Annotated in this window: 24 protein-coding genes; 8 read left to right on the forward strand and 16 right to left on the reverse strand. The window is 28.9% G+C overall.

Features of this window, described 5'->3' with window-relative positions; all coding sequences use genetic code 11:
- The first annotated feature begins 54 nt into the window (after positions 1 to 54).
- The 4 genes from CR143_RS03440 to CR143_RS03455 all read left to right on the forward strand — a co-directional run bounded on the left by CR143_RS03440 (position 55) and on the right by CR143_RS03455 (position 3,444).
- On the forward strand, positions 55 to 666 hold the full coding sequence (locus CR143_RS03440) for a hypothetical protein (RefSeq protein ID WP_099340440.1): 612 nt from the start codon (positions 55 to 57) through the stop codon (positions 664 to 666).
- Positions 667 to 855: 189 nt separating this feature from the next.
- Positions 856 to 1,989 carry a ligand-gated ion channel gene (locus CR143_RS03445; protein ID WP_099340441.1) on the forward strand — a complete coding sequence of 378 codons (1,134 nt, stop codon included), beginning with the start codon at positions 856 to 858 and terminating at the stop codon, positions 1,987 to 1,989.
- A gap of 365 nt (positions 1,990 to 2,354) precedes the next feature.
- Positions 2,355 to 2,942, forward strand: a complete 588-nt coding sequence (locus CR143_RS03450; RefSeq protein WP_099340442.1) for a hypothetical protein — start codon at positions 2,355 to 2,357, stop codon at positions 2,940 to 2,942.
- On the forward strand, positions 2,914 to 3,444 hold the full coding sequence (locus CR143_RS03455; RefSeq protein WP_099340443.1) for a hypothetical protein: 531 nt from the start codon (positions 2,914 to 2,916) through the stop codon (positions 3,442 to 3,444). The genes CR143_RS03450 and CR143_RS03455 overlap by 29 nt, the downstream gene beginning before the upstream one ends.
- A 90-nt stretch (positions 3,445 to 3,534) precedes the next feature.
- Here CR143_RS03455 and CR143_RS03460 read toward each other — a convergent pair whose 3' ends face one another.
- Together CR143_RS03460 and CR143_RS03465 are read right to left on the reverse strand one after the other, a co-directional pair.
- Entirely contained in the window at positions 3,535 to 3,945 is a 411-nt protein-coding gene (locus CR143_RS03460; protein ID WP_099340444.1) for a fasciclin domain-containing protein, read from the reverse strand.
- A gap of 253 nt (positions 3,946 to 4,198) precedes the next feature.
- On the reverse strand, positions 4,199 to 4,726 hold the full coding sequence (locus CR143_RS03465; protein WP_099340445.1) for an adenine phosphoribosyltransferase: 528 nt from the start codon (positions 4,724 to 4,726) through the stop codon (positions 4,199 to 4,201).
- Positions 4,727 to 4,756: 30 nt separating this feature from the next.
- Between CR143_RS03465 and CR143_RS03470 the strand changes: the two genes are divergently transcribed.
- Complete coding sequence (locus tag CR143_RS03470) at positions 4,757 to 5,287, forward strand: 5'-methylthioadenosine/S-adenosylhomocysteine nucleosidase family protein (RefSeq protein WP_099340446.1); 531 nt, start codon at positions 4,757 to 4,759, stop codon at positions 5,285 to 5,287.
- A gap of 85 nt (positions 5,288 to 5,372) precedes the next feature.
- Here the strand turns inward: CR143_RS03470 and CR143_RS03475 are convergent, their stop codons facing one another.
- Positions 5,373 to 6,254: a DMT family transporter gene (locus tag CR143_RS03475; protein ID WP_099340447.1), complete on the reverse strand. Its 882-nt coding sequence runs from the start codon at positions 6,252 to 6,254 to the stop codon at positions 5,373 to 5,375.
- A 16-nt stretch (positions 6,255 to 6,270) separates the two neighbouring features.
- Positions 6,271 to 7,326: a cell division protein ZapE gene (gene zapE, locus CR143_RS03480; protein ID WP_099340448.1), complete on the reverse strand. Its 1,056-nt coding sequence runs from the start codon at positions 7,324 to 7,326 to the stop codon at positions 6,271 to 6,273.
- 36 nt (positions 7,327 to 7,362) lie between these two features.
- Between zapE and CR143_RS03485 the strand changes: the two genes are divergently transcribed.
- Positions 7,363 to 8,136, forward strand: a complete 774-nt coding sequence (locus CR143_RS03485; RefSeq protein ID WP_099340449.1) for an NAD kinase — start codon at positions 7,363 to 7,365, stop codon at positions 8,134 to 8,136.
- Here CR143_RS03485 and CR143_RS03490 read toward each other — a convergent pair.
- From CR143_RS03490 to CR143_RS03530, 9 genes are read right to left on the reverse strand one after another with little or no spacing between them, the layout of a single operon-like run.
- A complete protein-coding gene (locus tag CR143_RS03490) occupies positions 8,126 to 8,461 on the reverse strand; it encodes a HesB/IscA family protein (protein WP_099340450.1) in 336 nt (111 codons plus the stop codon). The genes CR143_RS03485 and CR143_RS03490 overlap by 11 nt on opposite strands.
- Positions 8,458 to 8,763 (reverse strand): iron-sulfur cluster assembly protein, encoded by a 306-nt coding sequence (locus tag CR143_RS03495; protein ID WP_099340451.1) that lies wholly within the window; start codon positions 8,761 to 8,763, stop codon positions 8,458 to 8,460. The genes CR143_RS03490 and CR143_RS03495 overlap by 4 nt, the downstream gene beginning before the upstream one ends.
- Positions 8,763 to 9,233: a Fe-S cluster assembly sulfur transfer protein SufU gene (gene sufU / locus CR143_RS03500; RefSeq protein WP_099340452.1), complete on the reverse strand. Its 471-nt coding sequence runs from the start codon at positions 9,231 to 9,233 to the stop codon at positions 8,763 to 8,765. The genes CR143_RS03495 and sufU overlap by 1 nt, the downstream gene beginning before the upstream one ends.
- Positions 9,233 to 10,435 (reverse strand): aminotransferase class V-fold PLP-dependent enzyme, encoded by a 1,203-nt coding sequence (locus CR143_RS03505; protein ID WP_099340453.1) that lies wholly within the window; start codon positions 10,433 to 10,435, stop codon positions 9,233 to 9,235. The genes sufU and CR143_RS03505 overlap by 1 nt, the downstream gene beginning before the upstream one ends.
- Positions 10,432 to 11,655, reverse strand: coding sequence for a SufB/SufD family protein (locus CR143_RS03510; RefSeq protein WP_099340454.1), 1,224 nt, complete (start codon positions 11,653 to 11,655; stop codon positions 10,432 to 10,434). Before CR143_RS03510 ends, CR143_RS03505 begins: the two co-directional genes overlap by 4 nt.
- A 5-nt stretch (positions 11,656 to 11,660) precedes the next feature.
- The gene (gene sufC / locus CR143_RS03515) at positions 11,661 to 12,404 is read right to left on the reverse strand and encodes a Fe-S cluster assembly ATPase SufC (RefSeq protein ID WP_099340455.1); all 744 of its coding nucleotides are present in this window, start codon (positions 12,402 to 12,404) and stop codon (positions 11,661 to 11,663) included.
- Positions 12,404 to 13,846, reverse strand: coding sequence for a Fe-S cluster assembly protein SufB (gene sufB, locus CR143_RS03520; protein WP_099340456.1), 1,443 nt, complete (start codon positions 13,844 to 13,846; stop codon positions 12,404 to 12,406). The genes sufC and sufB overlap by 1 nt, the downstream gene beginning before the upstream one ends.
- Positions 13,836 to 14,972, reverse strand: coding sequence for a cysteine desulfurase family protein (locus tag CR143_RS03525; protein WP_099340457.1), 1,137 nt, complete (start codon positions 14,970 to 14,972; stop codon positions 13,836 to 13,838). Before CR143_RS03525 ends, sufB begins: the two co-directional genes overlap by 11 nt.
- Positions 14,969 to 15,439 (reverse strand): Rrf2 family transcriptional regulator, encoded by a 471-nt coding sequence (locus tag CR143_RS03530; RefSeq protein ID WP_099340458.1) that lies wholly within the window; start codon positions 15,437 to 15,439, stop codon positions 14,969 to 14,971. Before CR143_RS03530 ends, CR143_RS03525 begins: the two co-directional genes overlap by 4 nt.
- Positions 15,440 to 15,570: 131 nt before the next feature.
- On the opposite strand from CR143_RS03530, the gene CR143_RS03535 reads away from it, so the two are divergent.
- Entirely contained in the window at positions 15,571 to 16,227 is a 657-nt protein-coding gene (locus CR143_RS03535; protein ID WP_099340459.1) for an alpha/beta hydrolase, read from the forward strand.
- Here the strand turns inward: CR143_RS03535 and CR143_RS03540 are convergent.
- Entirely contained in the window at positions 16,224 to 17,318 is a 1,095-nt protein-coding gene (locus CR143_RS03540) for an anhydro-N-acetylmuramic acid kinase (RefSeq protein WP_169696843.1), read from the reverse strand. The genes CR143_RS03535 and CR143_RS03540 overlap by 4 nt on opposite strands.
- Positions 17,319 to 17,366: 48 nt before the next feature.
- Between CR143_RS03540 and tyrS the strand changes: the two genes are divergently transcribed.
- Positions 17,367 to 18,608: a tyrosine--tRNA ligase gene (gene tyrS, locus CR143_RS03545; protein WP_099340460.1), complete on the forward strand. Its 1,242-nt coding sequence runs from the start codon at positions 17,367 to 17,369 to the stop codon at positions 18,606 to 18,608.
- Here tyrS and CR143_RS03550 read toward each other — a convergent pair.
- Together CR143_RS03550 and prfB are read right to left on the reverse strand one after the other, a co-directional pair.
- Positions 18,601 to 20,901, reverse strand: coding sequence for a YhdP family protein (locus CR143_RS03550; protein WP_099340461.1), 2,301 nt, complete (start codon positions 20,899 to 20,901; stop codon positions 18,601 to 18,603). The genes tyrS and CR143_RS03550 overlap by 8 nt on opposite strands.
- Positions 20,901 to 21,996 (reverse strand): peptide chain release factor 2 gene (prfB, locus tag CR143_RS03555; protein ID WP_099340462.1). Its coding sequence is split into 2 segments (ribosomal slippage): positions 20,901 to 21,929 and positions 21,931 to 21,996, totalling 1,095 coding nucleotides; the frame shifts between segments, so codons are not numbered across the junction. The genes CR143_RS03550 and prfB overlap by 1 nt, the downstream gene beginning before the upstream one ends.
- Positions 21,997 to 22,020: the final 24 nt, after the last annotated feature.

Here is a 22,020-nt window from a genome sequence, read left to right on the forward strand (position 1 = left end):
CTCCTTAATTTCAAACAAATGGAATAAGTTAAAATCCTCGTATAAGTTAATTAAATGAAAAAAATTTTAATTATAATATTTACATTATTTTTTTGGAACTCAGTAATACTTGCTAAAGAAGAGATTAGGTCTAGATTCGGTTTTTATATTACTGTCCCATCAAATTTTATCGCTATTCAAAATCAGAATTTAGATGATTTACTCAGAAAATATAAAGGTTCTAAAATCGATAAAGATGCTTTTAATGATTTAATGGCCGGATCTTCTAAACAAAATATGAATATAGAGTATTTTTTTTCACCAGAGATGGAAGATCCCGGCAGTCATACTATTAATATAGTAAATGACACATCGGGTGATTTTAAAAGAGATATCCTTTCAATCCCTATGCGGGACCTTTGTCCTTTATACAAGAAAGAATATTCCAAAGTATTTAAAAAAAATCTCGAACAGTATACTTGTGAACTTACAAATAAATTTAGTCCTAAATTTAAACAAGCGGTGTTTTTGATTCATGATAGTGTGAGTTCGAAAGAAGGATACCTAGTTCAATATCAACTTCAAACAAGTGCTGGTTTTACAACTTTCACAGCAACTTGCAAAAATTCTAGAACTTGCGAATTGATGAACAGCTACGTATCTCAAATGATTAGATCAATTAGATAGTATTGCTAATTTTAATAAATCCATAAGATTAATAAAATTATATTTATTTAAATTTAATAGCTTATATAATTTTCGTTAAAATTAATAAATATAACCTCATTATTTTATTATCTTTAATAATAAATTGTAATTAATTTTTGATAGGCTTATAATGAATGAAAATTTATACAAAAATAATTATTAATTTTTGTGAAAAAATTTATTTTTCTTTTTTTATTTATATTTTATCAATCCACTGCATTTTCAATTAATCAATTTAAATATTCAAAAGATAGTCTTAGAGCTGAGTTTTGTAATACATTATATGATAATTTGAATTTTCCCAATTTACCTAATAAAACCCCTTTGAAAATTGACACAGAGCTTTTAGTAGAAGAAATTAATAATGTTGATGGGAAATCTTTTAGCTTTGACGCTGTATATACTCTTTGGATCTATTGGACTGATGATAGAGTAATTGAATTATTAAAAAAATTAGGAAAATATGAAAAAACAAATGAACCTACATATTTATGTGATTATGAAGTAAGTTCAATTTGGGGAGCAAAAAGAAAGTTATTTGATCCAGTTGTAGAAATTTATAATCAAAAAAAAACTCCAAAATATTCAGAAAGATTTGATTGGATTGAAATTTTCAGCAATGGAACAATTCAAGCAAGAGTAAGAACAAGCTCCGAGTTTAGAACAAAAGAATTAGATTTTTCAAAATTCCCTTTTGATAAACAAACATTTTCATTTCACATATTTTCAGAATTTCCAATTAATTTTGTAGAGTTTATTCCAAATAAAAAAATGAATACACATAAAAAGGAACTTTACAAAGCAGACGGCGAAGATGGGTTAAATATTCCTGGCTGGAAAGTCAAAGATGTTCATTTTAAAAATATAATAACAAAAGAAGATAAATATGAATATTCAGGATTTGTTGTTGAAATTACTGCTGAAAGAAATTTTGGATATTATATTTTTAAGATTATGATTCCTGTAATTTTTTTGATCGTAATAACTTGGTCTGTTTTTTGGATTAAAGTTTCTGAACTACAAGCAAAAGTGAATGTGACAGTTGTAACTTTATTAGCTTTAATAGCTTATAATTTTATTTTTGAACAGGATATTCCAAAACTTAGTTACGTTACATATTTAGATGTTTTTATTTTAGTTTCATATTTTTTTGCAGGCACAGCAACTATTCTTTGTATATATTCCCATTGGAAATATTTAATTTCAAAAAAAGATCAGAATATTGTTGGTTACTACGCAAGAAGATTTGGACCAATAAGCTATGTTCTAATTAATTTATTAGCAATATTTTTATATATATAAAATTTTACAAATGAAAGAGCCGTATTTCATGGCTAAATTAGCTCGCTAAACTTTTGATGACAAATATATCAAAGTAAACTTGATGCTAAAAAAATGAAAATTTATCCTGTAAAATCTTATACAATTTTTTAAATAATCATTACTAATATTAACTTTTTAGCATTCTTGACAATCGGTAGTTGCATAAAGTATTATTAATCATTACAGAATTTATTTTGTAATAGTTTCATAGTTGCTTCTAACTATGCCCCGCATCAAAGTTGATCGTCGGGACCACAATCAGAAAGAATTTAGAAAGAAAAAATGTGCGGCTGACCCAGCAATTGTGCTGCGTGTCAGAAAATTAATTTAATTTACAAAAGAAAATGAAAAAGAACAAAAAAAACGATCAGATGGAGTCGAAGATATCCTTCAAAGAGGTTTTGGAGAAAAATTTTCCACCTCGAAAAACAGAAAAAACCAAATATTTAATATCAAAAAGTAAGATCAAGAGTGGTTTTAGCTCAGATAAATTTATTATTTTTGGTGAAGATAAACGTGAATTTGATCGTTACCGAAATTCAATGATTGATCAATTAGATCCAAAAACAGTGGTTCAAGTAGATCTTGCATTTATGATCATAAAACATGGCTGGGATTTAAAGCGAATAAATTTAATACGAAATGGCTTAATGAATGCCGAAACACGTATTCTATTAGAAAAAGCCTTTAACATTGAAGATACTCAAATCTTAAATAAATATGAGATTGAAAAAGAGCTCAATGATCTTAATAAAAAATCAGAAGTGATGGGTATGGTCTATGCAAGAGATTGTATAGGTGTAAATGCATTTGAAAAACTTTCAAGATTAGAAACTTCAATTCATGCAAAATATATAAAAATCTATGATTATTATAAATTAGATAGATTTGGAAAGGAGCTATATGAACAAAAACAAGTTTCTAACGGCTAGGGATAAAAAAATTAAATCTACTAAAGAAAAAGCAGATTCTCTTTATAATAATTTATCTCAAACCGATTTATCTTATAGGGATAGTAATGAACATTTTTATAAAAATATGTTTAAATTACTTATAAAATACACACCCTATCCAAAAGAACCCTATAGTGAAGAACTAGCAAAAGTTTTAATTGAATGTTTTGGAAGAAAAGAGTTTGGGGATAAATTTTATGAAGAAACAATTAAACCAATTTATAATAAGGAGATAAAAGAGGAGTTAAATAAAACAGCTATTAATGCTGAGGAAAAAAAACCAGAACAACCTGCTCCTGTCATTAAAACTAGTCCTCCAGTGACTAATAAAAATTGTATTCCTTATAATGATGGGCTGACTCCAGAGGAAATTAAAAAAAATTGGCACAAAATTAGACCCTGCGATCCTAATGAAATTATTATAAAAAAGGAGAGTAAGCCTAATAAATTTAATGATCCAAATTTTAAAGGTTATTATTAAAATTTAGATTTTTATTGAAGATGGTTTGTGGCAGCGACACCCAGCTTTACAGCTGGATGTTTAATATTTAACTATTTTTTTGTAAAATACTTAGGCTGGAAGAATTACAGTATCGATAATATGAATAACGCCATTCGTACATTCGATATCTGTTTTTGTAACTTTAGATGTTCCGTTTAATTTAACGCCATCATCTGTACTAATTTTTACATCAGCACCATTTACAGTTTTTGCAGATTTACCATTTAAACCCATTACATCTGCTGCCATCACTTTGCCAGCAACAACGTGATATGTAAGAATAGATTTAAGTTTTGGAACATCAGCAAGTAAAGATTCTAATGTGCCAGCAGGTAATTTTGCAAATGCATCATCTGTAGGTGCAAAAACTGTAAATGGACCTGTGCCTTTTAATGTATCCACTAAACCTGCCGCAGTTACTGCAGCTGCTAGTGTTTTAAAAGATCCAGCTTCTACAGCTGTATCAATAATGTTGTGCATATTTCCTTTTTTGTTTGATTGATCGAGGCCGATGCGTATGTCACATAGACATGCATAGCAAGGAGTATTCGGTCGCTATACGTATTTAAAAAAAATTTAGTAAAAATATTTTTTTTAAAAAAATTTTTCACCTTTTAACGCCAAATAAAGGTGTTTTATTTTTAAATATTTTTTGATACTTGATAAAGAATGAGCACAAATCGAAAAATGAGCAATAGTGGTCCAAAAAATAAATTATAGCGATCGAAAAGGATTAATGTCCTGGAAAATCTATTAGTTTAAAAGTTTTATAATTTTTAGATTTAAGTTTTCTATTTCCCTGTAAATCATACAAATCAATCAGAAATATAAAAGCCACTACATTTGCTTTGCATTTTTCAACTAGTTTAGCCGAGGCAATAGCTGTACCACCGGTTGCTATTAAATCATCTATAACAATTACTTTGTCGTTTTTATTTAAAGAAGATTTGTGAACTTCAATTGTGTCAGTTCCATACTCTAAATTAAATTTTTGAGAGATTTTTTTTCCAGGTAATTTATTCTTTTTTCTAATAAGAACTAAAGGTTTTTTATTCAAATAAGCTAAAGCTGAGGCAAAAATAAAACCTCTGGATTCGATGCCTACTATTTTATTATGTTTTATTTTTTCGGAGATTTTATGCATTTTTTTTAATACATAACTAAATGCGTTTGAGTCTTCAATTAATGAAGTAATATCCCTAAATAAAATTCCTTTTTTAGGATAGTTAGGAATAGATCTTACAAATTTTTTTAAATTCATTAAAAATTATTGATATACTATACATTAAATATGAAAAGATTATTTATTGCTGCATTGAAAGAAGAAACTCCAGGGCTAAATTTTTTTAATTATACTGGTGCAGGAAAAATTAATGCAGCCTATCATGTTACAAAATTAATTATTAAATATAAGCCACTCGAGGTTATTAATTTTGGTAGTGCTGGATCATTAAGAAAAGATTTGAATGGGCTAATAGAATGTACAAAGTTTTATCAAAGAGACATGGATGCTAGAGGCTTAAACTTTGCGTTAGGAGAAACTCCTTTTGATGACATTAAAGAAATTATTTTATCAAATAATGGCTATTCTTGTGGGTCCGGAGATAGCTTTGTCACATCAAGAATTGAGATGAATGTTGATGTTGTTGATATGGAAGCTTATGCAATTGCTAAAGTTTGTCAAAAAGAAAATGTAAAATTTAGATGTTTTAAATTTATTTCAGACGAAGCAAATGAGAACGCAAAAATAGATTGGATTGAAAATTGCAAAAAAGGCGCAACTCTATTTTTAGAACAAGCAAAAAAATTATCTTTAGTTTAAATTAAAATAAAACATCTGAGGCTTATGAGTCGAAGCGGGACCTTGCTTCGCTCTATTTTTTTTAGCAAAATAAAGCTATTTATTTTTAAATATTTTTTGATTTTTGATTAAGAATAAGCACGCATCCAAAGATGAGCACCGGTAGTCCAAAAATTAAATTATTAGTCCATTGTAGACCTTCAAAAATTGTTGAAATAATTAGTGCAATAATTGGCATAACCACACCCATATACCCTGCCCGAGCTGAACCAATGCTTTCTAATAATTTTAAATATAAATAAAAAGCAACCACTGAGCCGATAATGGCTAAATATAAAAGAGATGAAATGTAAGAAAATGAATAATCAAAAATAAGTTCTGCTCCTCTAAATTTTGCAACAATTAAAGTAAATACAGATCCATAAAACATTCCATAGGCAATGGATTGAATAAATGGAATTTTATCCTTAAAATTTTTTTGATGAATTAGGTTGCCGGTGGATGCCCAAAAGGTTGCTATAAATGATAAAATAATTCCAATATGGGTTTTGTCTTCAACTTTAAAATTTAATAATTCTTTTTCAAAAATAATTAAAATTCCTATAATTCCAAATCCTGCTGCAATTAATGTTTGTTTTGAGCTTTTAATATTAAAATAAATTCTCTCGCCTAATATATTCATTATTAAAATTGTTGAAAAAGCGATGGTGACAATTCCACTAATTAAATAGGTATTTGCTAGATAGAAAAATATGTAATTGAGAGAAAATAAAGTTACCCCTAAAAGTAAAAACCAAAAATGTTGATGAAGATTAAATAATAATTTTTTTTTAAAAAGTATTAAAAAAATAAAGACAATGGCACTTGCTATAAGAAAACGATAGAAAATTGAAATTAAAGGATCAACAACACCAAATTGAAATTTAATTAAATACCAAGTTGGCGACCAGCAAATTAATGTACTTATAAAAAGTATAAGATTATTCATAAATTTTTATTAAAGACTATCGAACTGCAGTTAATTCTTTCAATCGACTAAGGGTTCTTGAAAAGATTTTTTGAACCTTAGAACTACTTGTAAGATTATTAATTTCTGTGGCAGCCGTTGCAACAAGTTTTAATTTATTATCATAGATTACATCAATAAAATTAACAAAACGGTACTGTTCATTAATTAAATCTTCATTAAAATTTGGAATGTTTTCAATAAAAAATATTTTTATAATTTTGCTCATCTCAATATAATCCTCAGCAGAATAACTTTCAAAAAATAAATCTTTAAAATCAAATTTTGCAATATTGGAGACAAAATTTTTAATAACCACTTTCCTTCCTTTAACCGTTAAAGTGGTAGTTGAAAATTTTTTACCATTTAAAGTTCCAAGTAAGACATCATTGAACATTTTTTTAGCTTGCGGATTTGTAAGTGGAAAAAATTTATTTTTTTTATTTAAAAATAATTGACGATAATCAGCACCAGTATCTAAAGAATAGATAGTGCTATTCTGTTTGATCATCTCAATATAGGTCAAGAACTGACCACGCTGAAGTCCACCTAAATACAGATTATCAGGGCGAACATTGGAGGTTGTTATAATAAAAATATTTTTACTATAAAATTGTTCAAGTAATTTTCCTAAAATCATTGCATCTGCAATATTAGTAACTTGAAACTCATCTAGAAAAATAATGTCATATTCAGCCTTTAAATTTTTTACAATATTTGGAATAACGCTACTTTCATTCTTTTTTTTATGAAGACGGTTATGAACATCCACCATAAATTTGTTAAAATGAGCTCTGTAAACGCGAAGATTTTTAAATTGATCAAGAAATAAATTTATAATCATAGTTTTGCCAGAACCCACCTCACCATATAAATAAAATCCCTTTGTTTTTTTATTTGCAAAAATATTTCCTAACGAACTAAGCAGAGAGGGTTTTGTATCCTCAATTAAGTTTTCTAAATTTTTAACTAACTCTAGTTGAGCGGGGTTTGGAATAAGGCCTTGTTTTTTTGAAAATTTTTTAAATGCTTGGTCTATTTTTAAATGGTACATTTATTATGTTATTAATTGATTTTTAATTTATCGCAAATGGCTATTTCCTATTCAAAAATACATATTATTGCTGATGCAACTCCAACGGCACAGTCTGCGAAAAAATTGATTACAGAAAAATATAAAAATCATTCAATTAATGATTCGGATGTCTTGGTAGTTTTGGGTGGTGATGGTTTTATGCTTAGCTCTTTAAAAAAATATCAGAAATATAAACTGCCATTTTACGGTATGAATAAAGGAAATCGCGGTTTTTTACTAAATAAATTTGATGAGAAAAATTTAATTAATAAAATTAATAAAGCTGACATTGCTGAACTTCATCCCCTTGAAATGTATGCAAAAAATAATAATGGCAAAATTAAAACGGCTATTGCAATTAATGAAGTGTCAGTTTTTAGAGAAACACGCCAGGCTGCAAAACTTGAAATTAAAATAGATAATAAAGTAAGAATGAGGGAAATTGTATGTGATGGCACCCTTGTTGCAACACCTGCGGGCAGCACTGCTTACAACTTATCAGCTCGAGGACCTGTGTTAGATTTAGAGTCAAATTTATTAGCTCTAACCCCTATTTCACCCTTTAAACCAAGGGGATGGCGTGGTGCTACAATAAATAGTAATGCAAAAGTTTCTATTAAAAATTTAGATCCAAAAAAAAGACCCGTTAGCGTTGTTGCTGACAACGTAGAGTTTCGTCATGTTTTAACTGTAAATGTTTATTTAAATAAAAATAAAACCTTTAGACTTTTGTACGATAAAAAATATGGTCTTAAAGAGAGAAATTTAGCTGAACAATTTAAATTTTAAAGGATTCTCCGCAGCCACAACGTTCAGTTTCATTTGGATTATTAAATACAAAGGATGAAGAAAATTTATCTTCTTTGTAATCCATTTTTGTTCCAAGCAAATACATAATAGCTTTTGGATCAATAAATACTTCAACTCCATTATCTTTTACCACTTCATCATTTGGAATGGTTTCTTTCAGATAAGTCATCTCATATTCCATGCCCGCACATCCGCCTGATTTTACAGAAACACGAACACCTTTGACGCCAGTTTCAGCATTACTTAATATTTCTTTGATACGCTTTGCAGCATTATCTGAAATTGTAATTAATTGTTTTGTCATACGTTTAAAGCCAGTTTTGCAACCTCCGACATCTTACTCTTATCCCAAGGCGGATCCCAAACTATTTTCACCACCACCTCATCGTAATGTCCTAAACTTTCAACAGCCTTTCTAACATTGTTAGGAATGCTTTGTGCTTCTGGACAATTTGGTGAAGTAAGCGTCATATCAATTTCGCAATTCTTATCCTTAAGCCTTACATCATAAATAAGACCTAACTCGTAAATATCAACGGGTATCTCAGGGTCAAAAATGGTCTTTAATTTATCTTTTATTTCCTCAATTTTTTGTGAATGATCCATTAGTCTATAATTTCTGAGTTAATTGGTTTTTTTTCATTATCCAGTGCTGCTTTTAAAGTATGCCAAGATAAAGTTGCACATTTTACTCGCATTGGAAATTTACCAACTCCTGCAAGGGATGAAAATTTAATATGTTCATCCTCGGTTAAACCTGCTTTTTTAATTTCTTGTCCCTCTTTAATCATTTTAAAGAATGAATTTAATAATTCACGAGCTTGTTTTTTAGATCTACCCTTAACAATTTCAGTCATAATTGAGGAGGATGCAACGGAGATGGCGCAGCCTGATCCTTCAAATGAGATATCCGTTACTTTTTTGTCTTTATCTAAAATTAAGTACACATGGATATTATCCCCGCATAAAGGATTGTGCCCTTCGGCATCATGATTAAATTTATTACATTTGCCAAAATTTCTAGGCTTTTTACCGTGGTCTAAGATGAGATCCTGATAAAGTTCTGTTAGATCCATTACTTTAATTTAAATATTTTTTTACATTTTTTAATGCTCTCACATAAAGCATCAATATCTTGTTTATTATTATAAACTCCAAAGGAAACCCTTAAGGATGATCCAATTTTCAATTTTTTATGAAGGATCTGACAACAGTGATGACCTGCCCTTACTGCAATGTCATCTTCATCAAAAACTGTTGATGCATCATGGGCATGAACACCCTTAATATTAAAGGAAAAAACGCTTCCTTTATCTGAGGGTCTTCCTACAAACTCAATATCATTAAATTTGCTAATTTTATCTAAAGCGTAAGTAGCTAAACTTTGCTCATGGCTTACAATATTTTTAATTTTAATATCTTTAACAAATTTAATTGCATGCTTTAATGCAATCACTTCAGCTGATGCCAATGAGCCAGCTTCAAATTTACTAACTCCTGATGCATAGGTAATATTTTTAGTATCAACATTTTGAATCATTCCACCACCACCATTGAAGGGCTCAAATTGCTCAACCCATTTATTTTTCATGAACAATATTCCAACTCCTGTTGGCCCATAAATTTTATGAGCTGAAAATGCATAAAAATCGCAATCTAATTCTTTAAGATCCACATGACTGTGAGTGACTGCTTGCGTGCCATCGATACAAACGGGTATTTTTTTAGCTCTTGCAATACTGATTACTTTTTTAACATTTGTTGTAAGTCCCGTAACGTTGGATACATGGATAATACTAATCATTTTCGTCTTGTTGGTAATTAATGAGGTTAATTGATCAACCTGAACTTCGCCTTCTTCATTAATTGGAATAAATTTTATATTAACTTTTTTCTTTCTTAAAAAATGCCATGGCACGTAATTCGAATGATGCTCTGCCTCAGTTAATATAATTTCATCACCTTCTTTTAAAAATTTGCCAAAACAATGGGCGACTAAATTTAAAGATTCTGTTGAGTTTTTTGTAAATATAATCTCTCCGTCACTGCCATTTACAAATTCTTTAATAGTCTCTCTTGTATTGTCATAATTAGCTGTTGCACGGGCTGCAAGACCGTAAACGGCTCTGCCAATATTTGCATAATGATTTTTATAAAAATCATCTAATGCATTAATCACTTGAATTGGTTTTTGTGCAGAATTAGCAGTGTCAAAATAAATTAAATTTTTATTTGATTTAAATATTGGAAATTGACTCTTAATATCTTTTAAATTCATGCCAACATATCCTCGGTTTTCTTTAAAAAATAATTCTTAAAATTTTCATCTGAAATTTTCTCAACCACTTCCGATAAAAAACCTTGAACGATTAATCGTTTTGCCTGATTTTCTGGAATGCCCCTTGCCATTAAATAAAATAATTCATCCTTATTAAGTGAGGTGGATGATGAACCATGGCTACATTTTACGTCATCGGCGTAGATTTCAAGTTCGGGCTTTGAATGAAAGGTGCACTGATCGGATAAAAGAACACTTTTAATTAATTGATAACCATTGGTTTTTTGTGCGATTTGATCAACAAATATTTTTCCTTGGTAAACTCCCTTAGCCGTTCCATCCATAATACTTTTTGAAAACTGATAACTCTTTGTATTTTCAGCTAAATGATTAATTTTAACTTTAATCTCGTGCTCTTCGTTATTTTTTAGAAACTGCGTGTAATATAAATAACATTCAGACAAAGATTCATTGAGATTAATCTCTACTTCATCTCTGATTGTTTTTGTAATATTTGAAAATATAAAGCTTTCATAATTTGCACTTGTTGCAATATTTACTTTCTTAAACCTATAAATACAGTTTTCTGTATTATTTGAATTTAAAATATAATTTTTAAAATGGGAGTTTTTCTCAACATCAATATTGGTATTAATCGTAATGAATGTTTTTTTATTATCATTTAAAAATTTTTCAAAGATTACAGCTTTAGAGTTTTTATTTAGTAAAATATAATTTTTTTGATGTATTTGTTTTTGATCAGCTTTAGAATTAAACTGATAATAAATAATTATTGGCAAATCTAAATTATCTTTTACTTCTAAATAATAACCGATTGTTGCTAAGCCATTATTTGCAGCAATCAGTGGATTTTTTTTATTACTAAATAATTTTGATAAATGTTTATTATTTTTATTATAATATTCATCAATTGAAGTGATAATTAACTTGTCCTTATCTTTTCCCTCAAATTCCGTTTTTTGAACCAATCCATTAACGATAAAAATTTTATTGTGTTTAAATTTTTCAACAACCTTTTCATTAATAACCTCTTTATTTGGCTTATAAATCTCAAGGTTTTTATTACTTTCTAAAAAGTAATTTAATGTAGATTGTTTCCAATCTTCATCTTTTTTAGTTGGAAAGCCATGTTTATTGAAAAGGTTTAAACTTAATGTTCTTAATTCATTTACTTCTTTAATTTCAGAAATAGTGTTCATTATATTTAAACTGCCTTTTGAAATTCCTTATAGCCAATCTTATCAAGTTCTTGCGCAAGTTTTGAACAACCCGTTTTTACAATTGAACCATTTACCATCACATGGACAAAGTCAGGTTTGATATAATCTAATAATCTTTGGTAATGGGTAATAATTAAAAAAGATCTATTTTTAGATCTTAGAGCGTTCACTCCATCTGCAACTATTTTTAGAGCATCAATATCTAATCCTGAATCAGTTTCATCTAAAATTGCAAGATCTGGTTCTAATAATGACATTTGCAAAACTTCATTACGTTTTTTTTCTCCACCAGAAAAACCAACATTTAAAGCTCGACCTAATTGCTCATCTTTAATTCCAAGTTTTTTTGCGTGCTGTTTTACAAGGGATAAAAATTCAACAACATCAACTTCCTTCTGCCCTTTTGCTTTTTTAATTGCATTTAAGGAAGTTTTTAAAAAATTATTCATAAAAACTCCTGGAATTTCTATGGGGTACTGAAATGCTAAAAATATTCCCTTCTGTGCTCTTTCATCTGCTTCAAGTTCAATAATATTTTCATCTTTAAATAAAATTTTTCCATCAACTTCATATCCACTTTTGCCAGCTAATACATAGGAAAGTGTACTTTTCCCAGATCCATTGGGTCCCATAATGGCATGCACTTCGCCTTTACCAATCTTAAGATTAAAATCCTTTAAGATTTTTTTATCACCCACACTTACATTTAATTTTTCAATACTTAACATTAACCAACACTTCCTTCTAAACTAATGCTCACTAACTTTTGCGCCTCTACTGCAAACTCCATGGGTAGTTGTTGCAAAACCTCTTTACAAAATCCATTTACAATTAAACTTACTGCCTCTTCTTGATTTAAGCCTCTTTGTTTACAATAAAATAACTGCTCTTCACTTATTTTAGAGGTTGTTGCTTCATGCTCTGTGGTTGAAGTCGAGTTTTTATTATCAATATATGGAACCGTATGTGCACCACATAAATTTCCAACTAATAATGAATCGCACTGTGTATAATTTTTGGCATTACTTGCCTTTGGATGAATGCTGACAAGGCCTCTATAAGTATTATCAGCGTGACCTGCGGAAATACCCTTAGAAATAATTCTACTCTTAGTATTTTTACCAAGGTGGATCATTTTAGTTCCGGTATCTGCTTTTTGATAATTATTAGTAATAGCAATTGAGTAAAATTCACCCGATGAATTATCGCCTTGTAAAATACAGCTTGGGTACTTCCAAGTAATTGCAGATCCTGTTTCAACTTGTGTCCAAGAAATTTTAGAATTTTTACCCTTACAAATTCCTCGTTTTGTTACAAAGTTATAAATTCCACCTTTTCCCTCTTTATCGCCTGGATACCAATTTTGAACAGTTGAATATTTAATTTCAGCATCATCTAATGCAACTAACTCTACATTTGCGGCATGAAGTTGATTTTCATCACGCATTGGAGCAGTACATCCTTCTAAATAACTTACATAACTTCCCTTATCTGCAATAATTAAAGTTCTTTCAAATTGGCCTGTGTTTGATGCATTAATTCTAAAATATGTTGAAAGCTCCATGGGACATCTCACTCCCTCTGGAATGTAAACAAAAGAACCATCGGTAAAGACTGCAGAATTTAATGTCGCAAAATAATGGTCCGTTAAAGGAATAACTGAACCTAAATATTTTTTAACTAAATCTGGATGTTTTTGTACAGCTTCAGAAATTGAACAAAAAATTATTCCAATATCTTCTAATTTTTTTTTAAATGTTGTAGCAACGGATACAGAGTCAAATACGGCATCCACCGCAACTCCTGCTAATCTTTTTTGTTCATTAAGAGGAATTCCTAATTTTTCATAAGTTTTTTTAATCTCAGGATCAATTTCATCTAATGACTTAGGTCCTTCTTTAAAACTCTTTGGCGCTGAGTAATAATATAAAGCCTGGTAGTCAATTTTAGGATATTGAGGTTTTTGCCAGTTTGGCTCCGTCATTAATTGTAATCGATCAAAGGCTTTTAATCTCCAAGCCAACAACCATTCAGGTTCATTTTTTTGTTTTGAAATAAACTGAATAACCTCTTTATTCAGTCCTTTTGGAGCTCTAACGGACTCCACATCGGTTACAAAACCGTAGGCATAATCCTGTTTAATTTGCTCTTGAATAAAATTATCTGACATTTAATGCTCCATTTTTAAAACAATCTGACTTCCAAATATTAAAGAAGGTTTCAATTTGCTCTTTAGTAGAATCCCAGCCCAAACTTACTCTAATTGCAGAGTGAATATATTTTTCATCTACTTGCATTGCCTTTAAAACGTGGGACGGTTCAACTTTACCAGAGGAACAAGCCGCACCAGAACTGACACAAATTCCTTTTTGATCAAGGGCAATCACTTGGTTTTCAGAAGTCATTGATGGATATGCAAAATAGCAAGTATTTGCCAATCGATTTGTATCTTCGCCAAAAATTTTAATTTCATTAGAAAGTTTTTTTAAATTTGCTTCTAATAAATCTCTATTGTTTTTTATTTCAGAATTGCAAATTTTAGCTAAATTATTAACTTCATTGATTGCCTCACCAAAGCCTACAATTCCTAAAAAGTTTTCCGTACCAGATCTTAAATTTTTCTCTTGCCCTCCCCCTGTAATTTCTGGGGAAATATTATTTCTAGTATTTATTAATAAAGCGCCAACTCCTGTAGGCCCGCCAATTTTATGAGATGAAATTGAAAATAAATCCACATCTAAACTATCTAAATCTATTTCAATTTTTCCAAGACCTTGAACACCGTCACAGTGAATAATTCCTTTATATTTTCTAACTATTTTTGCAATTTCATTAATAGGGTGAATAATTCCGGACTCATTATTTGCAAACATAATACTAACTAAAAAAGAACTGGTCTGTTTTGAAAGTAATTCCTCTATTTCTTTTAAATTAATATTGCCATTTGAATTGATATTAAAGAATTTTTTTTCAATATCTAAATTTTTTACAACATCAATCACTGATGCATGTTCTGTTTGTAGAGAAAAAATAGTTTTAATATTATTTTTTTTTATAAAACCTTTAATAGCTAAATTATTTGACTCAGTTGCTCCACTTGTAAAAATAAGATCATAATTTTTTGCTTTTAAAGCGGATAAAATGTTTCTTCTGACTTCTTCAACAATTTTTTTTGAATTTCTACCAATTTTATGAACAGAAGAAGGATTGCCAAATTCTTCAAATTTTAAATTTTGAATTTTTTTTATTACATTTTTATGTAACGGTGCAGTTGCGTTATAATCTAAGTAAATCATCGACTCATTCCCTGTGATTGACTTGCTGAATTTTCCATAGGTGTACTTCTTGGAATTTTATTTTCTAAAACGTCCATTAATGTCACTGAAGTAAAATAATTACTAATGTGACGTGACAATCCATCCCAAAGATTGTGCGTTATACATTTTGTTGATTTTCCTGTGCACCCTTTTTTAGACTTTAGTTTACACTTAGTCGTTTTGATATCTTCATTAACTGCTTCAATGATTGATGAAAGATGAATTTTGCTTGGCTCCTTTGAGAGTCTATATCCACCTAAATTTCCTCTAACACTAGTGACTAAATCTTTTTTTTTTAATTTTAAAAATAACTGTTCTAAAAAGGAGAGAGAAATACCCTGACGTATGGATATATCATTCAAGCTGACTGGTTTTTGCTGCTTGTTAAAATTGGCAAGGTCAGCCATCGCCATTACAGCGTATCTTCCTTTAGCTGTTAATTTCATAGTAAATTAATGATTAATTCACGTAGATTTATCTATTCCTACTAATTTAGTCAACTTTAAAAAAAAACCAAAACTCAATTGCTTTTATGGTATAAGAGCGCCTTGTTAAAATAATAATTCAACAAAATTCTATGAGTATAGTTAATCCAGCAGGAACTTTTATAAACGGACCCGATGGAAAACTTGAGGCAAAATACGTTCAAGGAAAAAATTCAACTGCTCCCACTGTTTTAATTCTTCATCCACATCCAGAGTATGGTGGAACCATGAATAATAAAGTTGTCTATAATGCTTTTCACACATTTCTTAAAAATGGATTTTCTGTTTGTCGTTTTAATTTTAGAGGAGTTGGTAAAAGTGAGGGGAAATTTGATAATGGTCAGGGAGAATTATCAGATGCAGCAGCTGTATTAGATTGGATACAACGACAAAATCCAACTACTAATGAAAGTTGGATTGTTGGATTTTCCTTCGGTTCATTAATTTGTATGCAATTGCTAATGCGAAGACCTGAAATTTATAGATTTATAGCGATCTGTCCTCAACCTAATATTTATGATTTTAATTTTTTAGCACCTTGCCCATCATCAGGCATGGTTCTATATGCATCCAATGATCAACTCGTTCCACAGGATGCAACAAAAGCATTAGAGACTAAACTTAAAAATCAAAAGAGTATTAATGTAGATTTTGTTAAAATAGAAGGTGCCAATCATTTTTTTGCAGGCAAAGATAAAGAATTTAATTCTGCCATAGAAAAATATATTAAAAAAGAATCTAGATTTTAATTAGAATAAACTATTCCGCCTGTAACAGGCTTAATAACTCCCGTAGTAGTTGGTAAAGATAAAAATTTTTTTTCAAAACTTCTTATTGCAAGATAAGCAAAAGCCTGGGATTCAATAAAATCGCCTGCAAACTTGTATTGATCAATGGGTTCAACATTGACATTTAAAATTTTTGACAAAAATTTAATTAAGGTTTTATTTTTTCTACCGCCACCTGCTAAAATAATTTTATTTTTCTTTTCTTTAATATTTTTTATAAAATCGGCAATTAAATTTGCAGTAACACTTACTAAGGTTGCAGCACCATCTTCTAATTTAAGACCACGAAATTGAGCAATATTAAAATCAGTAATATCTAATGATTTTTTTTTATCGTGATAACTATAGTGATTTAAAAAATCCTCTTGCATTAAACTATTCACCTCGCCTTTTTCTGAAATTTTTCCCTCCCTATCAAATTCCAAATCCTTTGAATTTATTCTAATCCATTGATCCAATAAACAATTGCCAGGTCCAATATCATTGGAATGAATAATGGAATTTTCGAAATAACTTCCGTTTGCAATTCCGCCAATATTTATGATGACGCCATTATTTATTAGGTTTAAATGTTTTAATATTTGACCATGATAAAGAGTTACTAATGGCGCTCCCTGTCCTTTATTTTTAATATCGTTATCTCTAAAATTAAAAATAACTTTAGTCTTTAAAAGTTGTGCCATAAGCTCAGGATTTCCTAATTGAAACGTAAATGCCTGTTCAGGTTTATGGATTAGGGTATGACCGTGATAACCTATCAAATCTAATTTTGTTAAAGGATTTTTTTTTAAAATTTTATTAATCGCTTCAACATGAAGAAGTGTAATCTTTCTAGATAAGTCATTAATAATTGGTTTTTTTGATATTAAATCGTTTTTTTGTAAAACTTCTTTTCTAATATTTATTAATTCCAACTTAAAATCCGAACTATATTCGAAAAAAAAATTATCAACTATAGAAGTATTATTTTCACCATCAGAATTAATAATTGAAAGATCAATTCCGTCCATAGAAGTACCACTCATAGTTCCTAGGGAAATGTAATTATTCATTTATATAGATTTAATATTATTTAATTTTGTATAATACTATCTTATTGAATGAATCAGAATCTTATCAAAACCTTTCAAGAAAGAGGATATTTCAATCAGTGCACTGATTTAGATAATCTAGCTAAACTTCTAAATAATAAAAAGATTAAATTATATATTGGTTTTGACTGCACTGCACCAAGTCTACATGTTGGCAGCCTAGTACAGATTATGTGTCTTAGATTATTTCAAAATTTTGGTCATACACCAATTGTATTATTGGGAGGTGGCACAACAATGGTTGGGGATCCTTCTGGTAAAGAAGAAAGCAGAAAAATTTTAACAAGTGTAGAAATTAAAAAAAATACCTCAGGTATTAAAAAAGTTTTTAATAAATTTTTAAATAATAAAGGAAATAATAAATTTATTTTTTTAAATAATGAAAAATGGCTGACTAAAATTAATTATATTAATTTTTTAAGAGATTATGGAAAACATTTTACAATTAATAAAATGCTAACTTTTGATAGTGTAAAACTGAGGTTAGACAGAGAGCAATCCTTAAGTTTTTTAGAATTTAATTATATGATTCTACAAGCCTATGACTTTCTTGAACTGAATAAAAAAAATGAATGTGTCTTACAAATAGGCGGCTCTGATCAATGGGGAAATATCGTCAACGGTATTGAATTAATAAGACGAGTTAACGGAAAGGAATCTTATGGTTTAACAACACCACTCATTACTACAAGTTCCGGTGCTAAAATGGGTAAAACGGAAAAGGGAGCTGTGTGGCTAGATGAAAAACAAACTAGTCCTTATGAATACTGGCAATTTTGGCGAAATGTAAATGATGCGGATGTATTTAAATATTTAAGATTATTTACAGAGTTACCAATTAATAAGATCGCTGAATTTGAAAATGATAAATCAAGAAATATTAATGATTTTAAGATAATTCTTGCAAATGAGGCAACTAAAATACTCCATGGTGAAAAAGCCTCTTCCAATGCTGAGGCTACCTCTAAAAAAACATTTGAAGATAAATCTTTTGGCGATGATTTGCCAAAAATTGAAATTAAAAAATCAGAATTTCATAAAGGAATATCTTTTAACGAATTGATTATTAAAATCAATTTTGCAAAATCAAATGGTGAATTTAGAAGAAATATTTCAAATAAGGGTTATCGAATAAATAATGAAATTGTTTTAGATGAAAAAAAAATTGTCACCCAAGATGATTTTAAAGGTGAAAAAATTATCAAAATTTCATTTGGGAAGAAACAGCACGTTTTAATAGAGGCTATTTAGCTGATTTAAATATTTCTATAAATCTCTGCACAAATCTTGGTGTTAAAGTTCTAATAGGGTTAATGGTTGTCTCAAAATTATTATCTTTTCCCTTAATTTTAAAGCTAACACCAAATACTCCATCACCACTTTTACCAGTTAAAATCTGACCTAAAATTGGAATATTAGATAAAAGGCGATTAACTTCATAAGCAGGGATTAAATTACCGTCCACACTTACAAAATTATCAGCATTATTAATCCTGCCCTCAACAATAAAACCAAGGGATGGGCCAGTTCCATAAAAATCTTTAAAGGTGAAAAATTTTTCATCATTTTCATAAACAATCACAGCATTATCAAAACGAATACCATCGCCCTTCAAAGTATCTAAAATTCCAGTAATAGAAGCTAAGGAGAGTATTTGCGCAAGAACAGGTATTTCTCTAATTTTAAAATCAGTAATAATTATTTTTCCCTTTGATGACGTTGGACTTAAGTCTTCAGAACTAAACTCTAATTTTCCTTTTTCAAATCCTTTTATAAAGTTAAAGCTTGCAATAAAGGGTCTTGCCCTATCTGAGAGCATGTAGGTTGCGATGTTACCATTTTTATTTCTACTTATTTTTATTGTAATTTTTTCTTTATTAGAAAAAACTCCATTTGCATCTAATTTTGTAAATTGACCTTTTAAAATTGTTCCATTTAAAACAAAATCTCTAACATCATCGTTAGTTCCAGTATCTAAAGTGCCAATGTTTGCACTAATCGTTCCATTAAATTTTTTTGATACTAAAGTTGATGGTTTTGAACTTGTTAAACTGTCAATAATATATTTTGCATCCAGTCGTTTTCCAGAAATATCTATATGATTGAGGTTATTTTTTTTGGATGAGGTAATTTTAAAATTACTCTTATCAGTATTAACGGTAATATTATTAACAGATGTTATAGAAAAATTCTCATCTAGGTTTAAGTCAAATATTTCAATTTTATTTTTACCTGCTGTGATAGAAACTTTATCAAGTTCTGTGATACTTTTTTTAATCTCTCCTTTTAAAAGAATCTGACCTTCATCGTCTAATAATTTATTAAAATTAATTGGAGAAAAACTTATTAAACTTTTTTTAATATCAACTCTTGTATCAAATAAGTATTGATCTTTATTAATATTTAACTGAATGTAAAATTTAGAAGATCCTTTTATATACTCAGGTTTAAAAATTTTTTGCCAGTTAACAAAATTTACCTCTGAGATAATATTAATTTTTGATGTTTTTTTTGCAAGATCGGTATTTATCTTAAAATCTAAAGTATCATTCTGATTAAAAATAATTCCATCAATAAATATACTTTTTTTATCAAATTCAGCTTTTAACTTACCATTCTTGAATTTTCTATTTTTTTCATCAAGAATATTAGGAAAAGCATTTTGAACTAAATCTAGTTCTAGATTTGAAATATCGGCTTTACCTTTAACGGAAGTGTTTAAAAGATTTCCTTTTTTATCAAATTCTAGATCTATCTTATTAGTTGCTGTTGTAGAAAATGATAACTTTTCAAAGTCTTTTGAAATCTCTTCAAAAATTGGAACTTTTAAATTCTTAAACTCTTTTAGTGAATTGAATTTTCCAGCTAAATTTAAATCAAGAGCAACTTTATAACTGTCCGATAGTTCATTTAAAATTATTTTCGATTTATCAAAATTTAGACCCGCTGCTGAACCTGATAAAATATTAAGGTTTAATTCACTCCCCTTAAATTCAATATTAGCATTAATATTTTGAAACTCTGGTAAATCATTAGTGATTGAAAAAAATGCATCTTTAATGCTGCCCAAAAATTCAATTTTTATTGCCTCTTCATTGTAAATCTTAAGATCACCTTTAATGAGGCCTTTTTTAACTTTGTTTGCAAAATAACCTTTTTGATCATCTTCTAGAAATACATCTCTTACTAGTTCTATACTTTTCTCAAATGAATTTTCTGAAAACTTTACTTCAATAAATTTTGGCTCAAAATTTCCTTTAATAACTGAAAAAAGACTAACCCCAAAATTAGTTTGGTAAATATTTGTTAGATCACCTTTATGAGAAAGTTTTGGTTCATTGAGGCTGAATTTTATTGCAAAATCTTTAATGTCTAAACTGACCCTAATATTCTTAAATTCTAATTTAATTTTTTTATATTGTTCATTAAATTTTTTTTGAATTAATTCATTAAAATTTGATGTTTGAAAACCATAGGACAAAAAAATTATTATAGATGCAAAAACTCCAATAATTATAAATAAAATTTTAAATTTTTTTATCATTAGTGAATTCCTTGATATACGGACGCTTCTAAAAACACTGTTATATCTCCATCTAATACTTTCTCTGGATTTGTCATTTCAATATTAGTCCTATTGTCTTTAACTAACTGATAGGGTTGTAAGACATAATTTCTAATTTGACTTCCCCAACCAATTTCTTTTTTGGAATTTTCTAAATTATCTGAGTCTTTTTGTTTTTTTTGCATCTCAAGTTCATAAAGTCTTGCTTTTAACATATTCATCGCAGTTTCTTTATTTTTATGTTGTGATCTTTCATTTTGACACTGCACTACAATGCCAGTTGCAATGTGAGTTATTCTAACTGCACTGTCTGTGGTATTTACGTGCTGACCACCTGCTCCGCTAGATCGATAAGTGTCTATTCGAATATCTTTGTCTAAAATTTGAATGTTGATATCTTCATTGACAACAGGATAAACCCAGGCACTTGCAAAACTAGTGTGCCTTCTTGCTCCTGAGTCAAATGGAGATATTCTAACTAAACGATGAACTCCAGATTCTCCTTTTAACCAGCCGTAAACAAATTGGCCTGATATTTTAATTGTTGATGATTTTATTCCAGCTTCTTCTCCTCTACTTTCATGAATAAGCTCAACTCTAAAATTATTTTTTTCTGCCCATCTTGAATACATTCTTCTTAGCATCTCAGCCCAATCCTGACTTTCAGTACCTCCGGCACCAGCATGGATTTCAACATAGGCATCCAAAGCATCATTTTCATTTGATAAAAAACAAAGAAGTTCTATTTTTTTTAATTTTTCTAAATTGCTTTCAAATGATTTATTTAGGTCTTTGGCTAAAACTTCATCGTTTTCTTTAAAAGCAATGTCTAAAAGATCTTTGTTATCTAAATGCTCTTTGAAAATAAAATCATAGTTGTTTTTAATTTCTAATAAAAAATTTCTATCTTTTATTACTTTTTCTGCATTTTTTTGATTACTCCAAAAATCCTGGAGTTCTGTTTGCGCTGTTAGATCTGAGATTCTTTTATCGACCTGATTTTTATCAAAGATACCCCCTTATGTTATCTAGGGATTTGCCTACTTTTTCTGCAATATTTTTAACTTCGATCATTTTAAAAAATCAATTTTAATGGTT

The sequence above is a fragment of the Candidatus Fonsibacter ubiquis genome (assembly GCF_002688585.1).
Taxonomy (GTDB): Bacteria; Pseudomonadota; Alphaproteobacteria; order Pelagibacterales; family Pelagibacteraceae; genus Fontibacterium; species Fontibacterium commune.